Genomic DNA, 18,633 nt, shown 5'->3' with positions numbered 1-18,633 from the left:
TTAAGCGATAACTTTAGCAACCACACCGGCACCAACTGTTCGGCCACCTTCACGAATCGCAAAGCGTAAGCCTTCTTCCATCGCAATCGGATGAATCAGTTCTACGTCTATCGTTACATTCTCTCCCGGCATTACCATTTCCACACCTTCTGCCAGACTTACTGCGCCAGTTACGTCTGTTGTACGGAAATAGAACTGCGGACGATAGTTCGCAAAGAACGGTGTATGACGACCACCTTCTTCTTTGCTCAGTACGTATACTTCTGCTTTGAATTTGGTGTGCGGAGTGATGCTGCCCGGTTTTGCCAGTACCTGACCACGTTCCACTTCTTCACGTTTGGTACCACGCAGCAATACACCTACGTTATCACCTGCCTGACCCTGATCCAGCAATTTGCGGAACATTTCAACGCCAGTACATGTGGTTTTCTGGGTGTCTTTCAAACCAACGATTTCAATTTCGTCACCTACATTGATTACACCGCGTTCTACACGACCGGTAACCACAGTACCACGACCTGAAATTGAGAATACGTCTTCAATCGGCAACAGGAATGGTTTGTCTACTGCACGTTCCGGTGTAGGAATGTAGCTGTCCAGTGCATCTGCCAAAGCCATAATTGAAGCTTCACCGATGTCTGACTGGTCACCTTCCAGTGCTTTCAGAGCTGAACCTTTAATCAAAGGAACATCATCACCCGGGAATTCGTAGCTTGACAACAGGTCACGAATTTCCATTTCTACCAGTTCCAGCAACTCTTCGTCGTCTACCATGTCACATTTGTTCATGTAAACGATAATGTAAGGTACACCTACCTGACGGGCTAACAGGATGTGCTCACGGGTTTGTGGCATCGGACCGTCAGCTGCAGAAACCACCAGAATCGCGCCGTCCATCTGGGCAGCACCGGTAATCATGTTCTTCACGTAGTCAGCGTGTCCCGGGCAGTCAACGTGTGCATAGTGACGTTCTGCGGTTTCGTATTCTACGTGTGATGTATTAATGGTAATACCACGGGCTTTTTCTTCCGGGGCATTGTCAATCTGATCATAAGCTTTGGCTGCACCACCGAATTTCTGGGACAGAATGGTACACATTGCAGCAGTCAAAGTGGTTTTACCATGGTCAACGTGACCAATGGTGCCAACGTTTACGTGCGGTTTGCTCCGCTCGAATTTTTCTTTAGCCATGAGCTAAGTTTCCTTGAATAAAGATCATTAAAGAACGATGATAACCTGAAAGTACAGATACTTTCAGGTTATCGGTAAATAAGTTAGCCTTTACGTGCAGCAATTACCTGCTCGGCTACATTATTTGGTGCTTCAGCGTATTTCTTGAACTCCATGGAGTAAGTAGCACGCCCCTGAGTAGCAGAGCGCAGGTCGGTTGAGTAACCGAACATTTCTGCCAGTGGTACTTCGGCACGAACTTTCTTGCCGCCGATACCATCATCATCCATACCCAGCACGATGCCACGACGACGATTCAAGTCGCCCATTACATCACCCATGTAGTCTTCCGGTGTTTCTACTTCAACCGCCATGATAGGTTCCAGCAATGCCGGAGAAGCTTTGCGCATACCGTCTTTAAATGCCATAGAACCAGCTAATTCAAACGCGATTTGCGAAGAGTCCACATCATGGTATGAACCGAAAGTCAGACGCACACGGATATCCACAACCGGATAACCGGCCAGAATACCATTAGTCATGGTATCACGAATACCTTTATCCACAGACGGAATAAATTCACGTGGAATCACACCACCTTTAATTTCGTCGATGAATTCGTAGTTTACACCACCCGGTTCCAGAGGTTCCATAGTGATCACTACATGACCATACTGACCTTTACCACCAGACTGTTTCACGTATTTGGCTTCGGATTCCACTGATTTACGGATGGTTTCACGATAAGCTACCTGTGGTGCACCCACATTGGCTTCTACACCAAATTCACGTTTCATACGGTCTACAATAATTTCCAGATGCAATTCACCCATACCGGAAATAATAGTCTGACCAGATTCTTCATCTGTTTTCACACGGAAAGACGGGTCTTCTTTAGCCAGACGGTTCAGAGCCAGACCCATTTTTTCCTGGTCAGCTTTAGTTTTTGGTTCAACTGCAACGTGGATAACCGGTTCCGGGAATTCCATACGTTCCAGAATAATCGGAGCGTCAGTATCACACAGCGTTTCACCAGTAGTTACATCTTTCAGACCAATTACAGCTGCAATGTCACCGGCACGTACTTCTTCGATTTCATCACGATCATTGGCTTTCATCTGTACCAGACGACCAATACGTTCTTTAGTGCCTTTAACAGAGTTCACTACAGTATCGCCAGATTTCACCACGCCAGAATACACGCGGATGAAAGTCAGCTGACCAACGTATTTATCGTTCATCAGTTTAAATGCCAACGCAGAGAATTTCTCATCATCGCTAGCTTTACGGCTGTCTTTTTCACCATCCGGTTTTTCACCGGCTACTGGCGGAATGTCTGTCGGGCTTGGCAGATACTCAACCACAGCATCCAGCAGACGCTGTACACCTTTGTTCTTGAATGCTGAACCGCACAGTACCGGCTGAATTTCACCGGCCAGTGTACGTGCACGCAGGGCAGCAACGATTTCATCCTCGCTCAGCTCTTCACCGCCAAGGTATTTTTCCATCAGTTCTTCGTTGGCTTCTGCTGCAGCTTCAACCATTTTTTCGCGCCATTCTTCGGCAACGTCTTTCAGGTCAGCAGGAATATCAGCATACTCAAATTTCAAACCCTGAGTTGCATCATCCCATACGATAGCCTGCATCTTCAGCAAATCTACCACGCCTTCGAAACCGTCTTCAGCTCCTACCGGAATGACAACCGGTACCGGATTGGCACGCAGACGGGTCTGCATCTGTTCAACCACACGGAAGAAGTTGGCACCCTGACGGTCCATTTTATTTACAAAAGCCAGGCGAGGCACTTTGTATTTATTGGCCTGACGCCATACAGTTTCAGACTGAGGCTGTACACCACCCACAGCACAGTAAACCATTACCGCACCATCCAGCACACGCATAGAACGCTCTACTTCAACGGTAAAGTCTACGTGTCCCGGGGTATCAATAATATTTAAACGGTGTTCTTTAAACTGACCTGCCATACCTTTCCAGAAGGTGGTAACAGCAGCAGAGGTAATGGTAATACCACGTTCCTGTTCTTGCTCCATCCAGTCGGTGGTGGCTGCACCATCATGTACTTCACCCAGTTTGTGAGTCATGCCGGTGTAAAACAGAATACGTTCTGAAGTGGTGGTTTTACCAGCATCAATATGTGCAGAAATACCGATATTGCGGTATTGCTCAATAGGGGTTTTACGAGCCACGATAATTGCCTTTCTGCATTAGAAGCGGAAGTGAGAGAAGGCTTTGTTGGCTTCAGCCATGCGATGAACTTCCTCACGTTTTTTCAATGCACCGCCGCGACCTTCGGCCGCATCAATTAATTCACCAGCCAGACGCAAATCCATGGATTTTTCACCGCGTTTACGAGCCGCATCGCGTACCCAGCGCATGGCCAGAGCCAGACGACGGGCAGGACGAACCTCAACAGGAACTTGATAGTTAGCACCACCAACACGACGGCTTTTTACTTCTACCACCGGTTTGGCATTGGCAATGGCTTCGTTAAACACTTCAATGGCTTCTTTGCCGGTTTTCTTTTCAATCTGTTCCAGAGCGCCGTATACAATGCGTTCTGCTACAGATTTTTTACCGTCAATCATCAGCACATTCATGAATTTGGATAATTCGATACTGCCGAATTTCGGATCTGGCAATATGTCACGTTTTGGGACTTCTCTACGTCTTGGCATTTCAATTTCCTTAAACTATTCAGCTGGGCATAGCCCGCGAATATTTATGTAAATATTCACTTACTCGACAGATAATCTGCCGATGCGTCCGATTATTTAGGACGTTTAGCACCGTATTTAGAACGGGACTGCTTACGGTCTTTAACACCTGCAGTGTCCAGAGAACCGCGTACAGTATGGTAACGCACACCCGGCAAGTCTTTTACACGACCGCCGCGAATCAGTACTACGCTGTGTTCCTGCAAGTTGTGGCCTTCACCACCGATATATGAAATCACTTCATAACCGTTGGTCAGACGCACTTTGCATACTTTACGCAGCGCTGAGTTAGGTTTTTTCGGAGTAGTGGTGTATACACGGGTGCATACGCCACGTTTTTGAGGACAAGCCTCTAAAGCAGGTACTTTGTTGACGTAAACCGGAGCCTGACGTCCTTTACGTACCAATTGGTTGATAGTAGGCATATTTTCTCTTTATCCTGTTGAGTCAATATATGCCGGCACCATGCCGGCAAAACGGGTATTCTAGCATTCCTGCTTTATTACGGTCAAGATAATCAAACTTTAAACGCTTTATATCTGTTGAAAAAACAACTATATAAAACCATGTGCAAAATAAAACCGCTGAATGGCTTTCAGCGGTTTTATTTACAACAGATATTAAAGCTTATTCGCTTTTCTCTGCAGCCTCAGCAGCCAACTGCTCCTGCCATTTCTGGCGGCGACTGCGATGGTAAGTCAGTCCGGTACCGGCCGGAATCAGACGACCAACAATTACGTTTTCTTTCAGGCCGCGCAAATCGTCACGTTTACCCATAATAGCCGCTTCAGTCAGCACACGGGTAGTTTCCTGGAAGGATGCAGCAGAAATAAACGAATCGGTAGACAATGATGCTTTAGTAATACCCAGCAATACATTGTCAAAGCGTACCGGTTCTTTACCTTCCGCCAGCAACTTCTCGTTGGCAATCATTACATCACCGCGTTCAACCTGCTCACCAGTAATGAAGTGACTGTCACCGGCATCGGCAATATTTACCCGGCGCAGCATCTGGCGAATGATCACTTCGATATGTTTATCGGAAATCTTCACACCTTGCAGACGATACACTTCCTGTACTTCCTGCACGATATAACGAGCCAGCGCCTCAATACCCTGCAAACGCAGAATATCATGCGGATCGACTGCACCATCTACAATCACTTCACCGCGATTCACCACCTGACCATCATGTACCAGCACCTGTTTTTCTTTGGAAATCAGGGTTTCATAAGCAGCACCGTCTGCATCAGTAATAATCAGACGCTGTTTACCCTTGGTTTCCTTACCGAAAGAAACAGTACCAGTTACTTCAGCCAGCATACCCACATCTTTCGGAGTACGTGCTTCGAACAATTCAGCTACACGCGGCAGACCACCGGTAATGTCGCGGGTTTTGGATGAAGCCTGAGGAATACGGGCCAGTACATCACCTTTACCTACTTCCTGTCCTTCTCGTACGGTAATCACCGCACCAACCGGGAAGGCCATGGAAACAGCAGTTTCGCTTCCTGCCATGCGAATTTCTTCGCCTTTGTCATCCAGTAGTTTTACTGTCGGACGCAACAGTTTAGACTGAGTAGAGGAACGACGTTTACCATCAATAACTACCAGTGTAGACAAACCGGTAACATCATCGGTCTGTTTGGCTACAGTAACGCCTTCTTCGATATTTTCAAAGCGGACACGACCGGCAAACTCGGTAATCATCGGACGGGTATGCGGATCCCATGTAGCCAGTGTCTGACCGGCTTTCACCACACCACCATCTTTTACCTGCAATAATGCACCGTAAGGTACTTTATGGCGTTCACGCTCACGACCAATATCGTCATGAATCACAATTTCGGATGAACGACCAATAACGACCAGTTCACCTTTGTTATTGGCTACATAACGCATCTGGCTGGAGAAACGAACCGTACCACCAGATTTAGCCTCTACCTGACTGGCAGCTGCAGCTCGTGAAGCAGCACCACCAATGTGGAAGGTACGCATAGTCAGCTGAGTACCCGGCTCACCAATAGACTGAGCAGCAATCACACCAACAGATTCACCGGCATTGACCAGTTTACCGCGCGCCAGATCTCGGCCATAACATTTGGCACACAATCCATGACGTGTTTTACAGGTAATCGGAGTACGTACTTTAACTTCATCGACACCTGAGTTATCAATCAGATCAACCAGGCTTTCATTCAGCAGCGTACCTGCTTCAACTAAAGTTTCACCACTGGTCGGGTCAACAACATCTTCAGCAGTAACACGTCCCAATACGCGATCACGTAATGATTCAATGATATCACCGCCCTGTACCACTGCTTTCATCACAAAGCCGTCGTTGGTACCACAATCATCTTCTACTACCACCAAGTCTTGTGTCACATCAACAAGACGACGGGTCAGATAACCGGAGTTAGCTGTTTTCAATGCCGTATCAGCCAGACCTTTACGGGCACCGTGAGTAGAAATAAAGTACTGTAATACTGTCAGACCTTCGCGGAAGTTAGAAGTAATCGGTGTTTCAATAATGGAACCATCCGGTTTCGCCATCAAACCACGCATACCTGATAACTGCTTAATCTGAGCGGCAGAACCACGGGCGCCGGAGTCAGCCATCATGTAAATTGAGTTGAATGACTCCTGATCAACCAGATTACCTTCGCGGTCAACTACTTTCTGAGTAGACAGATTATCCATCATCGCTTTGGCAATCTTGTCACCAGTACGGCCCCAGATATCGACTACTTTATTGTAACGTTCGCCATTGGTTACCAGACCCTGACGGTACTGGTCTTCAATTTCTTTAACTTCAGCATTAGCCTCAGCCAGCAACTGTGGTTTACTTTCAGGCACCAGCATATCGTCAACACAAATTGAAATACCGGCACGAGTTGAGAATGCATAACCGGTATACATCAGATGATCAGCAAAAATGACAGTATCACGCAATCCGCAGCGACGGAATGAAGCATTAATCAGCTTAGAAATTTCTTTTTTCTTCAGCGTTTTATTAATATGATCGAAAGACAAACCTTTTGGCAGAATCTCTGACAGCAGAGCACGGCCGACAGTAGTTTCATAACGGTTAACTACCGGTACAAATTCGTCCTGACCATTTTTCACCCATTCACGCAAACGTACAGTAATTTTAGTACCCAGCTCTACCTGACGAGTCTGGTAGGCACGGTGTACTTCTTTTACATCAGCAAACAGGCTGCCTTCACCCTTACCATTAATTTTGTCGCGGGTCATATAATACAGACCCAATACGATATCCTGTGACGGTACGATAATTGGTTCACCATTAGCTGGTGACAATACATTATTCGAAGCCAGCATCAGGGTCCGCGCTTCCATCTGTGCTTCCAGACTCAGTGGTACGTGCACAGCCATCTGGTCACCGTCAAAGTCGGCGTTAAATGCAGTACATACCAGCGGATGCAGCTGAATTGCCTTACCTTCAATCAGAATCGGCTCAAATGCCTGAATACCTAAACGGTGCAAGGTTGGTGCACGGTTGAGCAGAATCGGATGTTCACGAATAACATCTTCAAGAATATCCCATACAATCGGCTCTTCCTGTTCCACCATCTTTTTGGCTTTTTTGATGGTAGTTACGGTCGGATCTAACTGTTCAAGTTTATGGAAAATAAATGGTTTGAACAGTTCCAAAGCCATTTTCTTCGGCAAACCGCACTGATGCAGGCGCAGGTACGGACCAACGGTAATCACAGAACGACCGGAGTAATCGACACGTTTACCCAGCAGATTCTGACGGAAACGACCGCCCTTACCTTTAATCATATCTGCCAGGGATTTCAGCGGACGCTTATTAGCACCAGTCATGGCTTTACCACGACGGCCATTATCCAGTAATGAATCTACCGCTTCCTGTAACATACGTTTTTCATTGCGTACAATGATATCCGGTGCACGCAGTTCAAGCAGGCGTTTCAAACGGTTGTTACGATTAATGACGCGACGATACAGGTCATTCAAATCAGAAGTAGCAAAACGGCCGCCATCCAGAGGTACCAGCGGACGCAAATCCGGTGGCAGTACTGGCAGCACATCCATAATCATCCATTCCAGTTTCATACCGGAACGCTGGAATGCTTCCAGAACTTTCAGTCGTTTAGCAATTTTCTTAATTTTTGTATCTGAACTGGTTGAATCCAGTTCCTGACGCAATACAGTAACCTCATGGGCAATATCCATGGCTCGCAGTAAATCGCGAATGCCTTCAGCACCCATTTTGGCTTCAAAATCGCCGCCAGACTCTTCATATTTGGTAATGTATTCTTCTTCACTGAGCAGCTGACGCGGCTGCAATGAAGTCAGCCCCGGATCAGTTACCACATAAGCTTCAAAATACAGAATACGTTCAATGTCACGCAAAGTCATATCTAATACCATACCCAGACGGGATGGCAAAGATTTCAAAAACCAGATATGCGCAACCGGTGCAGCCAGTTCGATATGTCCCATGCGCTCGCGGCGTACTTTGGACAAGGTTACTTCCACACCACATTTTTCACAGGTTACCCCGCGAAATTTCAAACGTTTGTATTTACCACACAAACATTCATAATCTTTAATCGGGCCAAAAATCTTGGCACAAAACAAGCCGTCACGTTCCGGTTTAAAAGTACGGTAATTAATCGTTTCCGGTTTTTTCACTTCACCGTACGACCAAGAACGAATGGTATCCGGCGAAGCAATGCCGATTTTAATTGCGTCAAATTCTTCTTCGGCACTGGCATTTTGCAGCGGATTAAATAAGTCTGATAAAGCTTTCATATTTGCTCCTGACGATGCCGTATACAGTATGTCTCACACACTGTATACGACCGGTGTCGGTTAGTAACGTTCCAAATCCATATCCAGGCCTAAAGAGCGAATCTCTTTCAGTAACACATTGAATGATTCCGGCATGCCGGCATCAATCTTGTACTCGCCTTTAACAATGTTTTCATACATTTTGGTACGACCGGTGACGTCATCTGATTTCACAGTCAGCATTTCCTGCAGAGTATAGGCAGCACCATAAGCTTCCAGTGCCCAAACCTCCATCTCACCAAAACGCTGACCACCGAACTGAGCTTTACCACCCAGCGGCTGCTGAGTGACCAGACTGTACGGACCAGTAGAACGGGCATGCATTTTTTCATCAACCAGATGGTGCAGTTTCAGATAATGCATTACCCCTACAGTCACCTTACGGTCAAAGGCTTCTCCAGTATGACCATCATACAGTGTCATCTGCGTACGGGTATCATTAAAGCCCAGTTTCTGAATTTCCGGATCATCCTCTGGATAAGCCAGTGCCAGCATATTTTTGATTTCGGATTCTTCCGCACCATCAAATACTGGTGTAGCTACAGTCATACCTTTACGCAAATGCTGAGCCAGATTGATGATTTCATCGTCATTAAACTGCGATAAATCCTCTTTCTTACCACTGCTGTTATACACTTTTTCAAGAAAAGCACGAATATCATCAGCAGCACGTTTTTCTGTCAGCATACGGTCAATACGCTCACCAATACCTTTGGCAGCCCAGCCCAGATGTACTTCCAGAATCTGACCAATATTCATACGGCTTGGTACACCGAGCGGATTCAGTACGATATCCACAGCGCGTCCGTCGGCCATGTAAGGCATGTCTTCAACCGGCAGAATGCGGGATACCACACCTTTATTACCATGGCGGCCGGCCATTTTGTCACCGGCTTTCAGGCGACGTTTAATGGCAATAAACACCTTAACCATTTTCTGTACACCCGGCTGTAATTCATCGCCTTGTGTCAGTTTTTTCTTCTTGATTTCATACAGAGCATCTGATTCTTCATGCTTGGCCTGCAAACTTTCCTTAATCAGTTCCACCTGCTTCGCAATACTTTCATCACTCAGACGAATATCAAACCAGTCATGACGGCTCGGTAATGAAGCCAGATATTCTTTAGTAACTTCTGCACCTTTAGCCAGTTTCAATGGTCCACCATTGACTTTTTGTCCCAGTATCAGGCGTTCAGTACGGTCAAAAGCATCATCATTGAAAATGCGCAACTGATCAGTCAGATTCTGACGATAGCGTTTCAGTTCTGCATCGATAATCGCCTTAGCACGTTTATCGCGTTCAATACCTTCACGGGTAAATACCTGAACATCAATAACAGTACCACTCATTCCGGTAGGCATACGCAGTGAAGTATCTTTTACATCACTGGCTTTTTCACCAAAAATAGCACGCAACAGTTTTTCTTCTGGTGTAAGCTGAGTTTCACCTTTAGGTGTCACCTTGCCTACCAGTACATCACCGGCTTCTACTTCAGCACCAATGTAAACGATACCGGATTCATCCAGACGATTTTGCATACGCTCAGACAAATTCGGAATATCACGGGTAATTTCCTCGGCGCCCAGCTTGGTATCACGGGATACCACATTCAATTCTTCAATATGAATTGAAGTATAACGATCACCGGCAACGACACGTTCTGAAATCAGAATTGAGTCTTCATAGTTATAACCATTCCATGGCATGAAGGCGATAGTCATATTCTGACCCAGTGCCAGCTCACCTAAATCAGTAGAAGCACCATCCGCAATAACATCACCGCGCTGGATAACATCACCCTTCTGTACGGCAGGACGCTGATTAATATTGGTTGACTGGTTAGAACGGGTAAATTTCACCAGATTGTAAATATCCACACCCACTTCACCAGCAGTAGCCTCGTCATCATTAACACGTACTACGACACGGTTTGCATCCACATATTCCACAACACCGCCGCGACTGGCCGCAATAGCTGTAGCACTGTCAATAGCCACAGAGCGTTCAATACCAGTACCAACCAATGGTTTTTCAGCACGCAGACAAGGTACTGCCTGACGCTGCATGTTGGCACCCATCAAAGCACGGTTGGCGTCGTCATGCTCAAGGAACGGAATCAGTGAAGCCGCTACTGAAACCACCTGGCCGGTAGCCACGTCCATATACTGTACGCGATCCGGTGTTGCCATTATGGTTTCACCTTTTTCACGGCAGGTTACCATATCACCGATAATCCGGCCGTCTTTATCCAGATCGGCATTCGCCTGGGCAATGACAAAGCGGCCTTCTTCAATAGCTGACAAATAATCAATGTCATTAGTTACTTTACCGTCGACAACTCGGCGATAAGGTGTTTCCAGAAAACCGTATTTATTGGTACGGGCATAAACTGCCAGCGAATTAATCAAACCGATATTCGGACCTTCAGGTGTTTCAATCGGACATACACGACCGTAATGAGTCGGATGTACGTCACGCACTTCAAAGCCGGCACGCTCACGGGTCAGACCGCCAGGTCCCAATGCAGATACACGGCGTTTATGGGTGATTTCAGACAACGGATTAGTCTGATCCATAAACTGAGACAACTGACTGGAACCGAAAAACTCTTTGATTGCAGCAGAAACCGGTTTGGCATTAATCAGATCATGCGGCATCAGATTTTCTGATTCGGCCTGATTCAGGCGTTCTTTAACGGCGCGTTCTACACGTGACAGACCACTACGGAACTGGTTCTCAGCCAGCTCACCCACAGACCGTACGCGACGGTTACCCAAATGATCAATATCATCTACTTCACCATGTCCGTTGCGCAATTCAACCAGTGTAGCAATTACGGACACAATATCCGGAATAGTCAGTACATGATTGCCTTCTTTATCAGCATTGGCAAAAGTTTGTGTCATCAGACGGCCATACCATGACTCTTGCTGTGCTTCCAGCAATTTTTGCTGATAGGTACGGGTGTTGAATTTCATCCGGCCGACACGTGACAAGTCATAGCTATCTTCGCTAAAGAACAGGCGATTAAACAATGCCTCAACAGCGTCTTCGGTTGGCGGTTCACCCGGGCGCATCATGCGATAAATAGCAATACGTGCAGCCTGCTGACCTTCAGTTTCATCAGTACGCAAAGTATTGGAAACATAACCGCCCTGATCCAGATCATTGATATACAGCGTTGAAATTTCTTTGATTCCCTGTATATCAAACTGTGCCAGCAACTCTTCCGTGATTTCATCATTGGATCTAGCCAGTATTTCACCGGTATCCGGTACAACCACATCAGCAGCCAATACCTTGCCAATCAGACTTTCCGGTTCAACTTCCAGCCATTTAATATCTGCAGCAATAATGTCACGGATATTCTTGGCATTAATACGTTTGCCTTTTTGTACCAGTACTTTGCCATCTTTATCTACCAGATCAAACTTGGCAGTTTCACCTCTCAGACGTGCCGGAATCAGATCAGTATGCACACCATCTTTAGACAGGTGGTAACTTTCACGGTCATAGAACATGTCCAGAATCTGTTCCGGTGTAAACCCAAGAGCTTTCAGCAAAATAGTTACCGGCATTTTACGACGACGGTCGATACGGAAATACAGCAAATCTTTCGGGTCAAATTCGAAGTCTAGCCAGGATCCGCGGTAAGGAATAATCCGTGCTGAAAATAATAATTTACCAGATGAATGTGATTTACCTCTGTCATGTTCAAAGAATACACCCGGAGAACGGTGCAACTGTGAAACAATGACGCGTTCAGTACCGTTAATAATGAATGAACCGCTGGGTGTCATCAACGGAATTTCACCCATATAAACTTCATTTTCACGAACTTCTTTAACCACATTAGGTTTGGATGACTCTTTGTCCAAAATCACCAGCCGGATACGTGCCCGCAACGGGGCTGCATAAGTGATACCACGCAGCTGACATTCCGGAATGTCAAACACTGGTTCACCTAATACATAATGGGTGAACTCAAGGCGGGCATAACCGTTATGACTGATAATCGGAAAAATAGACTGAAAAGCAGCCTGAAGACCAACATCAGCGCGCTGGTCGTAGGGTGTTTCCATCTGTAAAAACTGTGTATAAGAATCCAACTGCGTAGCCAATAAAAACGGCACTTCTAATACATTCGCACGTTTGGCAAAGCTTTTACGGATACGTTTTTTTTCAGTAAAAGAGTAGGACATGTACAGTCTCCAGTAGGGAGGTTTGGCAAGTAAGGTTTTATAAATACTCAGATAACTGTTAATATCAAAAGAGTAAAATTAGGTAAATTAATGGTTTTTTTGTAAATATTTATAAAATATCACTTGGGGTAGACAAGCGAAAGCAGGCTGGTAGCCTAAGCTACCAGCCTGTAAAACGCAACTGAAATTACTTGATTTCGACAGAAGCGCCGGCTTCTTCCAGTTGTTTTTTAATGTCGTCAGCCTCAGCCTGAGAAACACCTTCTTTAAGAGTTTTAGGTGCACCGTCAACCAGATCTTTAGCTTCTTTCAGACCCAGACCAGTGATAGCACGAACAACTTTAATCACGCCAACTTTCTGAGCACCGGCAGAAGTCAATACTACATCGAATTCAGATTTTTCTTCGGCAGCTGTAGCACCGTTATTAGAACCATTATTAACAGCCAAAGCAGCTGCAGATACACCAAATTTTTCTTCAAAAGCTTTAACCAGATCGTTTAATTCCATAACGGTCAGGTTACCAACTGCTTCCAGAATGTCTTCTTTAGTAATAGCCATGCTATTAAACTCCAATAATTGAGAATAAAAATTTAAATATAAATCAGATGAAATTTAGGCAGCTTCTTCGCCGGCTTTTTTCTCAGCCAAAGCAGCAAGTGCACGGGCAAAACCTGAAACAGGAGCTTGCATAATACCCAGCAATTTCGCGAGCAATTCGTCGCGGCTCGGAATAGAAGCAAGTTCTGCCACCTGAGCAACATCCAGCAGATCACCATTATATGAACCTGCTTTCAGCACAATTTTTTCATCTTTTTTCGAGAACTGGTGCAGTACTTTTGCAGCAGCAACCGGGTCTTCAGATACCGCATAAACCAGCGGACCAACCATCTGATCAGCCAGAGCGGCAAATGATGTACCTTCAACAGCGCGACGGGCTAATGTGTTTTTCAACACATGCAGGTATACACCTGCTTTACGAGCATTGGCACGCAGTTCGGTCATACTGGCAACACTGATACCACGATACTCGGCAATAACCATAGTTTGAGCGTTAGCAATGGCTGCTACGATTTCGGCTACGGCTGCTTGCTTGGTTTCAATATTGAGACTCAAGGTCTACCTCCCACTGTTTTTAATCAGAGCGATATGAATACCACTCCACCCAGCGCGGCAACCCAAAAAGACATCCGTAAGCAAAGCTTACACAAGATTATCCGGGACTACCGTCTGCGTAGGGTTAATTTTTAAAATTTGTTTTACTACCACAAATTCCCTACGGTCTTGGACATCTACTTATTTCTAAGTAGCCCAACATATAAATGTAAGACATTTATATGAATTTTTAAGGCAGTCTGATATGAGACCAAACTGCCGGAATTCAAAGATACTTCTTAATTATTTACAGAAGCGCTGTCAACACACAAACCTGCACCCATCGTGCTGGATACTGCGATTCTGCGCAGATACTGACCTTTTGTTGCAGCAGGTTTAGCTTTAACAATGGCATCCAGTAATGCGTTAAAGTTTTCACGCAGATCAGCGGCATCAAAAGAAGCACGACCAATAGTTGCATGTACGATACCAGCTCTATCTGTACGATACTGTACCTGACCTGCCTTCGCATTTTTAACAGCTTCAGCAACATTTGGCGTAACAGTACCCACTTTCGGGTTTGGCATTAAACCACGCGGTCCCAGAATAGTACCTAGCTGACCTACTACACGCATAGCATCAGGAGATGCAATTACCACATCAAAGTTCAGATTACCTGCTTTGACTTCAGCAGCCAGATCATCGAAACCAACCACATCAGCACCGGCTGCTTTAGCAGCTTCCGCATTAGCGCCCTGAGTAAACACAGCCACACGTACAGTTTTACCGGTACCTTTAGGCAATACTACAGAACCACGAACAAGTTGGTCAGATTTACGTGCATCAATGCCAAGATTGAAAGATACATCGATAGACTCATCAAATTTGGCTGTAGCATTAGCTTTAACCAGATTCAGAGCATCATCAATAGTATATAATTTATTGGTTTCCACAGCAGCACGAATAGCCTGCATACGTTTTGAAAGCTTAGCCATTTACACACCCTCCACATCTAAACCCATTGAACGGGCACTACCGGCAATGGTGCGTACCGCCGCATCCAGATCAGCAGCAGTTAAATCAGGCTCTTTAGTCTTGGCGATTTCTTCCAATTGTGCACGAGTCACTTTACCCACTTTCTGGGTTAATGGATTTGAACTACCTTTTTGCAGACCAGCTGCTTTTTTCAGCAAAATAGAAGCCGGTGGCGTTTTCATTACAAAGGTAAATGATTTATCTGCAAACGCAGTAATCACTACCGGAACCGGCAGACCCGGCTCAACATTCTGCGTAGCCGCATTAAAGGCTTTACAGAATTCCATAATATTCAGACCACGCTGACCCAGTGCCGGACCTACCGGAGGAGACGGATTGGCTTTACCTGCAGGAATCTGCAGTTTGATATAGCCTACAATTTTTTTTGCCACTTGATTTAAACTCCAAATAAACGGGTATGACGCAGCAAATGCTGCTCCCCAAAAGCAAGACCCGTGATTATAAAGAAAAAACCTTTTCCTTACAAGCACAGGTTAGTTTATGTTGTATTATTGCAGTTAAATTTTCTCTACCTGAGAAAATTCCAGCTCAACCGGTGTTTCACGTCCAAATATCTGCACAGCAACACGCAGTTTATTGCGTTCGTAATTGACTTCTTCTACAACGCCATTAAAGTCTTTAAACGGACCTTCATTTACCCGCACTTGCTGACCAACATCAAAGAGGACTTTTGGTTTCGGTTTTTCTACTCCACTTTGCACCTGATGCAAGATAGCATCCACTTCACGAGCTGAAATAGGTAATGGTTTATTGGCTGTTCCACCAATAAAGCCCGTCACACGTGGTGTATTTTTAACCAAGTGCCATGAAGCATCGGTCATATCCATTTCTACCAGAACATAACCAGGAAAAAATTTACGTTCAGTAATACTGCGACGCCCGTTTTTTATATCCACAACTTCTTCAACCGGCACCAGTATCTGACCAAAATATTCACCCATTCCTTCACGCTCAATGCGCTCTTTTAAGGTTTTTTGTACATTTTTTTCAAAACCAGAATAAGCGTGTACAACATACCACTGTTTTGCCATGATCAGCTTCTCCTCATAAAGATGTCAAATAACAACCATGAAATCAGGCTGTCAACACCCCAAATAAATAACGACAAGACAGCAACAAATATCAGTACAAACAGGGTCATGCGCAATGCCTCATTACGCTCTGGCCAAACTACTTTTCTGGCTTCCGATACACAGTCGCGCACATAGGCAGTAAGTTTGCGTCCACCCGTACTCCAAAAAAATACAATTACAATGGCTGCTACTACACCTACCAATGGAAATAAATAACGGATATAAAGTGGCAATTGCGCATCAAGAGCATAGAATGCCTCAATACCAGCGGCAACCAATATAGCAGAGAGAAGATATTTCAATAAATCAAACCATTTATTACGTTTGACTTCCAACTCCTGCTGTTGCTTAGCTTCAGCTTTTAATTGTGCTTTGGTTTTGGCTCCTACATCTTTTGATGTTTTGTTGTCCATATAACCACCTTTTAATTAATACAAAAAAGACTAACCGACCATTGGCCGATTAGTCTGATTTTTTGGCAGGCCAGGAGGGTCTCGAACCCCCAACCCTCGGTTTTGGAGACCGATACTCTACCAATTGAGCTACTGGCCTACAAAACTTTAAGCGATAACTTTAGCAACCACACCGGCACCAACTGTTCGGCCACCTTCACGAATCGCAAAGCGTAAGCCTTCTTCCATCGCAATCGGATGAATCAGTTCTACGTCTATCGTTACATTCTCTCCCGGCATTACCATTTCCACACCTTCCGCCAGGCTTACTGCGCCAGTTACGTCTGTTGTACGGAAATAGAACTGCGGACGGTAGTTCGCAAAGAACGGTGTATGACGACCACCTTCTTCTTTGCTCAGTACGTATACTTCTGCTTTGAATTTGGTGTGCGGAGTGATGCTGCCCGGTTTTGCCAGTACCTGACCACGTTCTACTTCTTCACGTTTGGTACCACGCAGCAATACACCTACGTTATCACCTGCCTGACCCTGATCCAGCAATTTGCGGAACATTTCAACGCCAGTACATGTGGTTTTCTGGGTGTCTTTCAAACCAACGATTTCAATTTCATCACCTACATTGATTACACCGCGTTCTACACGACCGGTAACCACGGTACCACGACCTGAAATTGAGAATACGTCTTCAATCGGCAACAGGAATGGTTTGTCTACTGCACGTTCCGGTGTAGGAATGTAGCTGTCCAGTGCATCTGCCAAAGCCATAATTGAAGCTTCACCGATGTCTGACTGGTCACCTTCCAGTGCTTTCAGAGCTGAACCTTTAATCAAAGGAACATCATCACCCGGGAATTCGTAGCTTGACAACAGGTCACGAATTTCCATTTCTACCAGTTCCAGCAACTCTTCGTCGTCTACCATGTCACATTTGTTCATGTAAACGATAATGTAAGGTACACCTACCTGACGGGCTAACAGGATGTGCTCACGGGTTTGTGGCATCGGACCGTCAGCTGCAGAAACCACCAGAATCGCGCCGTCCATCTGGGCAGCACCGGTAATCATGTTCTTCACGTAGTCAGCGTGTCCCGGGCAGTCAACGTGTGCATAGTGACGTTCTGCGGTTTCGTATTCTACGTGTGATGTATTAATGGTAATACCACGGGCTTTTTCTTCCGGGGCATTGTCAATCTGATCATAAGCTTTGGCTGCACCACCGAATTTCTGGGACAGAATGGTACACATTGCAGCAGTCAAAGTGGTTTTACCATGGTCAACGTGACCAATGGTGCCAACGTTTACGTGCGGTTTGCTCCGCTCGAATTTTTCTTTAGCCATGGCTACTTCCTATCTAAAGATGATTAGGTTTATCAATTCTAATGGTGCCCATGGACAGAATTGAACTGTCGGCCTCTCCCTTACCAAGGGAGTGCTCTACCCCTGAGCTACATGGGCATACGGTAGGTATTTACTTATCTGGAGCGGGTGAAGGGAATCGAACCCTCACCGTAAGCTTGGAAGGCTTCTGCTCTACCATTGAGCTACACCCGCATACTCACTTAAAAAACTACAAGTAAGACTGGAATTTTGGTGGAGGGAGAAGGATTCGAACCTTCGAAGCTTTCGCAACAGATTTACAGTCTGCCCCCTTTGGCCGCTCGGGAATCCCTCCAAAAGAGAACGGCATGATAATGTTCATTTGCCACTTCGTCAAGTCTATTCAGCATTTTTTTTTGCTTAAAATAGTAATCAACTGTTTCAAATACATTTCATGCTTGGAAAAATTTACTCTTTTTCCGCCATTAGCTGCTGATATTTTGCTTCCAGCTCTTCTTCGCTTTCCGGATGTTCTTCATCAATAATGATACAGTCTACCGGGCAAACCTGCTGGCATTGCGGCTCATCATAATGGCCGACACACTGTGTACAGCGCTCAGGGGTGATTTCATAAATCTCATCACCCTGATAAATAGCGTTGTTCGGGCACTCAGGCTCACATACATCGCAGTTAATGCACTCATCTGTTATCAAGAGTGACATGTTTTTCC

The 18,633-nt window shown here is 45.5% G+C and carries 14 protein-coding genes and 4 tRNA genes; all 18 read right to left on the bottom strand.

Annotated elements, in window-relative coordinates; translation table 11 throughout:
• Complete coding sequence (gene tuf / locus GYX91_RS01150) at positions 1-1,191, bottom strand: elongation factor Tu (RefSeq protein ID WP_025329891.1); 1,191 nt, start codon at positions 1,189-1,191, stop codon at positions 1-3.
• 83 nt (positions 1,192-1,274) lie between these two features.
• A complete protein-coding gene (gene fusA, locus GYX91_RS01145) occupies positions 1,275-3,377 on the bottom strand; it encodes an elongation factor G (RefSeq protein WP_078474524.1) in 2,103 nt (700 codons plus the stop codon).
• An 18-nt stretch (positions 3,378-3,395) separates the two neighbouring features.
• Positions 3,396-3,866 (bottom strand): 30S ribosomal protein S7, encoded by a 471-nt coding sequence (gene rpsG, locus GYX91_RS01140; protein ID WP_025329901.1) that lies wholly within the window; start codon positions 3,864-3,866, stop codon positions 3,396-3,398.
• A 92-nt stretch (positions 3,867-3,958) separates the two neighbouring features.
• Positions 3,959-4,330 (bottom strand): 30S ribosomal protein S12, encoded by a 372-nt coding sequence (rpsL, locus tag GYX91_RS01135; protein WP_025329900.1) that lies wholly within the window; start codon positions 4,328-4,330, stop codon positions 3,959-3,961.
• A gap of 202 nt (positions 4,331-4,532) precedes the next feature.
• Positions 4,533-8,708, bottom strand: a complete 4,176-nt coding sequence (rpoC, locus tag GYX91_RS01130) for a DNA-directed RNA polymerase subunit beta' (protein ID WP_025329899.1) — start codon at positions 8,706-8,708, stop codon at positions 4,533-4,535.
• Positions 8,709-8,768: 60 nt separating this feature from the next.
• Positions 8,769-12,950, bottom strand: a complete 4,182-nt coding sequence (rpoB, locus tag GYX91_RS01125) for a DNA-directed RNA polymerase subunit beta (RefSeq protein WP_174829725.1) — start codon at positions 12,948-12,950, stop codon at positions 8,769-8,771.
• 187 nt (positions 12,951-13,137) lie between these two features.
• Entirely contained in the window at positions 13,138-13,509 is a 372-nt protein-coding gene (gene rplL, locus GYX91_RS01120) for a 50S ribosomal protein L7/L12 (RefSeq protein WP_025329897.1), read from the bottom strand.
• 54 nt (positions 13,510-13,563) lie between these two features.
• Entirely contained in the window at positions 13,564-14,064 is a 501-nt protein-coding gene (gene rplJ / locus GYX91_RS01115; RefSeq protein WP_025329896.1) for a 50S ribosomal protein L10, read from the bottom strand.
• Between the two features lie 278 nt (positions 14,065-14,342).
• Positions 14,343-15,038, bottom strand: coding sequence for a 50S ribosomal protein L1 (rplA, locus tag GYX91_RS01110; protein ID WP_084551070.1), 696 nt, complete (start codon positions 15,036-15,038; stop codon positions 14,343-14,345).
• Entirely contained in the window at positions 15,039-15,470 is a 432-nt protein-coding gene (gene rplK / locus GYX91_RS01105) for a 50S ribosomal protein L11 (protein WP_025329894.1), read from the bottom strand. It abuts the gene before it with no gap.
• Between the two features lie 126 nt (positions 15,471-15,596).
• Complete coding sequence (gene nusG / locus GYX91_RS01100) at positions 15,597-16,130, bottom strand: transcription termination/antitermination protein NusG (RefSeq protein WP_025329893.1); 534 nt, start codon at positions 16,128-16,130, stop codon at positions 15,597-15,599.
• Between the two features lie 2 nt (positions 16,131-16,132).
• Positions 16,133-16,585, bottom strand: coding sequence for a preprotein translocase subunit SecE (secE, locus tag GYX91_RS01095; protein WP_078474521.1), 453 nt, complete (start codon positions 16,583-16,585; stop codon positions 16,133-16,135).
• A gap of 63 nt (positions 16,586-16,648) precedes the next feature.
• Positions 16,649-16,724 (bottom strand) — tRNA-Trp (locus tag GYX91_RS01090).
• 8 nt (positions 16,725-16,732) lie between these two features.
• Positions 16,733-17,923, bottom strand: a complete 1,191-nt coding sequence (gene tuf, locus GYX91_RS01085; RefSeq protein ID WP_025329891.1) for an elongation factor Tu — start codon at positions 17,921-17,923, stop codon at positions 16,733-16,735.
• A 42-nt stretch (positions 17,924-17,965) separates the two neighbouring features.
• A tRNA-Thr gene (locus tag GYX91_RS01080) sits at positions 17,966-18,040 on the bottom strand.
• Between the two features lie 22 nt (positions 18,041-18,062).
• Positions 18,063-18,136 (bottom strand) — tRNA-Gly (locus GYX91_RS01075).
• Positions 18,137-18,173: 37 nt separating this feature from the next.
• Positions 18,174-18,257, bottom strand: a tRNA-Tyr gene (locus GYX91_RS01070).
• Between the two features lie 113 nt (positions 18,258-18,370).
• The gene (locus GYX91_RS01065) at positions 18,371-18,625 is read right to left on the bottom strand and encodes a YfhL family 4Fe-4S dicluster ferredoxin (RefSeq protein ID WP_037392355.1); all 255 of its coding nucleotides are present in this window, start codon (positions 18,623-18,625) and stop codon (positions 18,371-18,373) included.
• Positions 18,626-18,633 lie beyond the last annotated feature (8 nt).

Origin of the sequence: Snodgrassella sp. ESL0304 (assembly GCF_013344995.1) — a bacterium.
GTDB lineage: Bacteria > Pseudomonadota > Gammaproteobacteria > Burkholderiales > Neisseriaceae > Snodgrassella > Snodgrassella alvi.
Note: the sequence above shows the minus strand (reverse complement) of the source record. Positions and strands in the feature narration are given on the sequence as shown.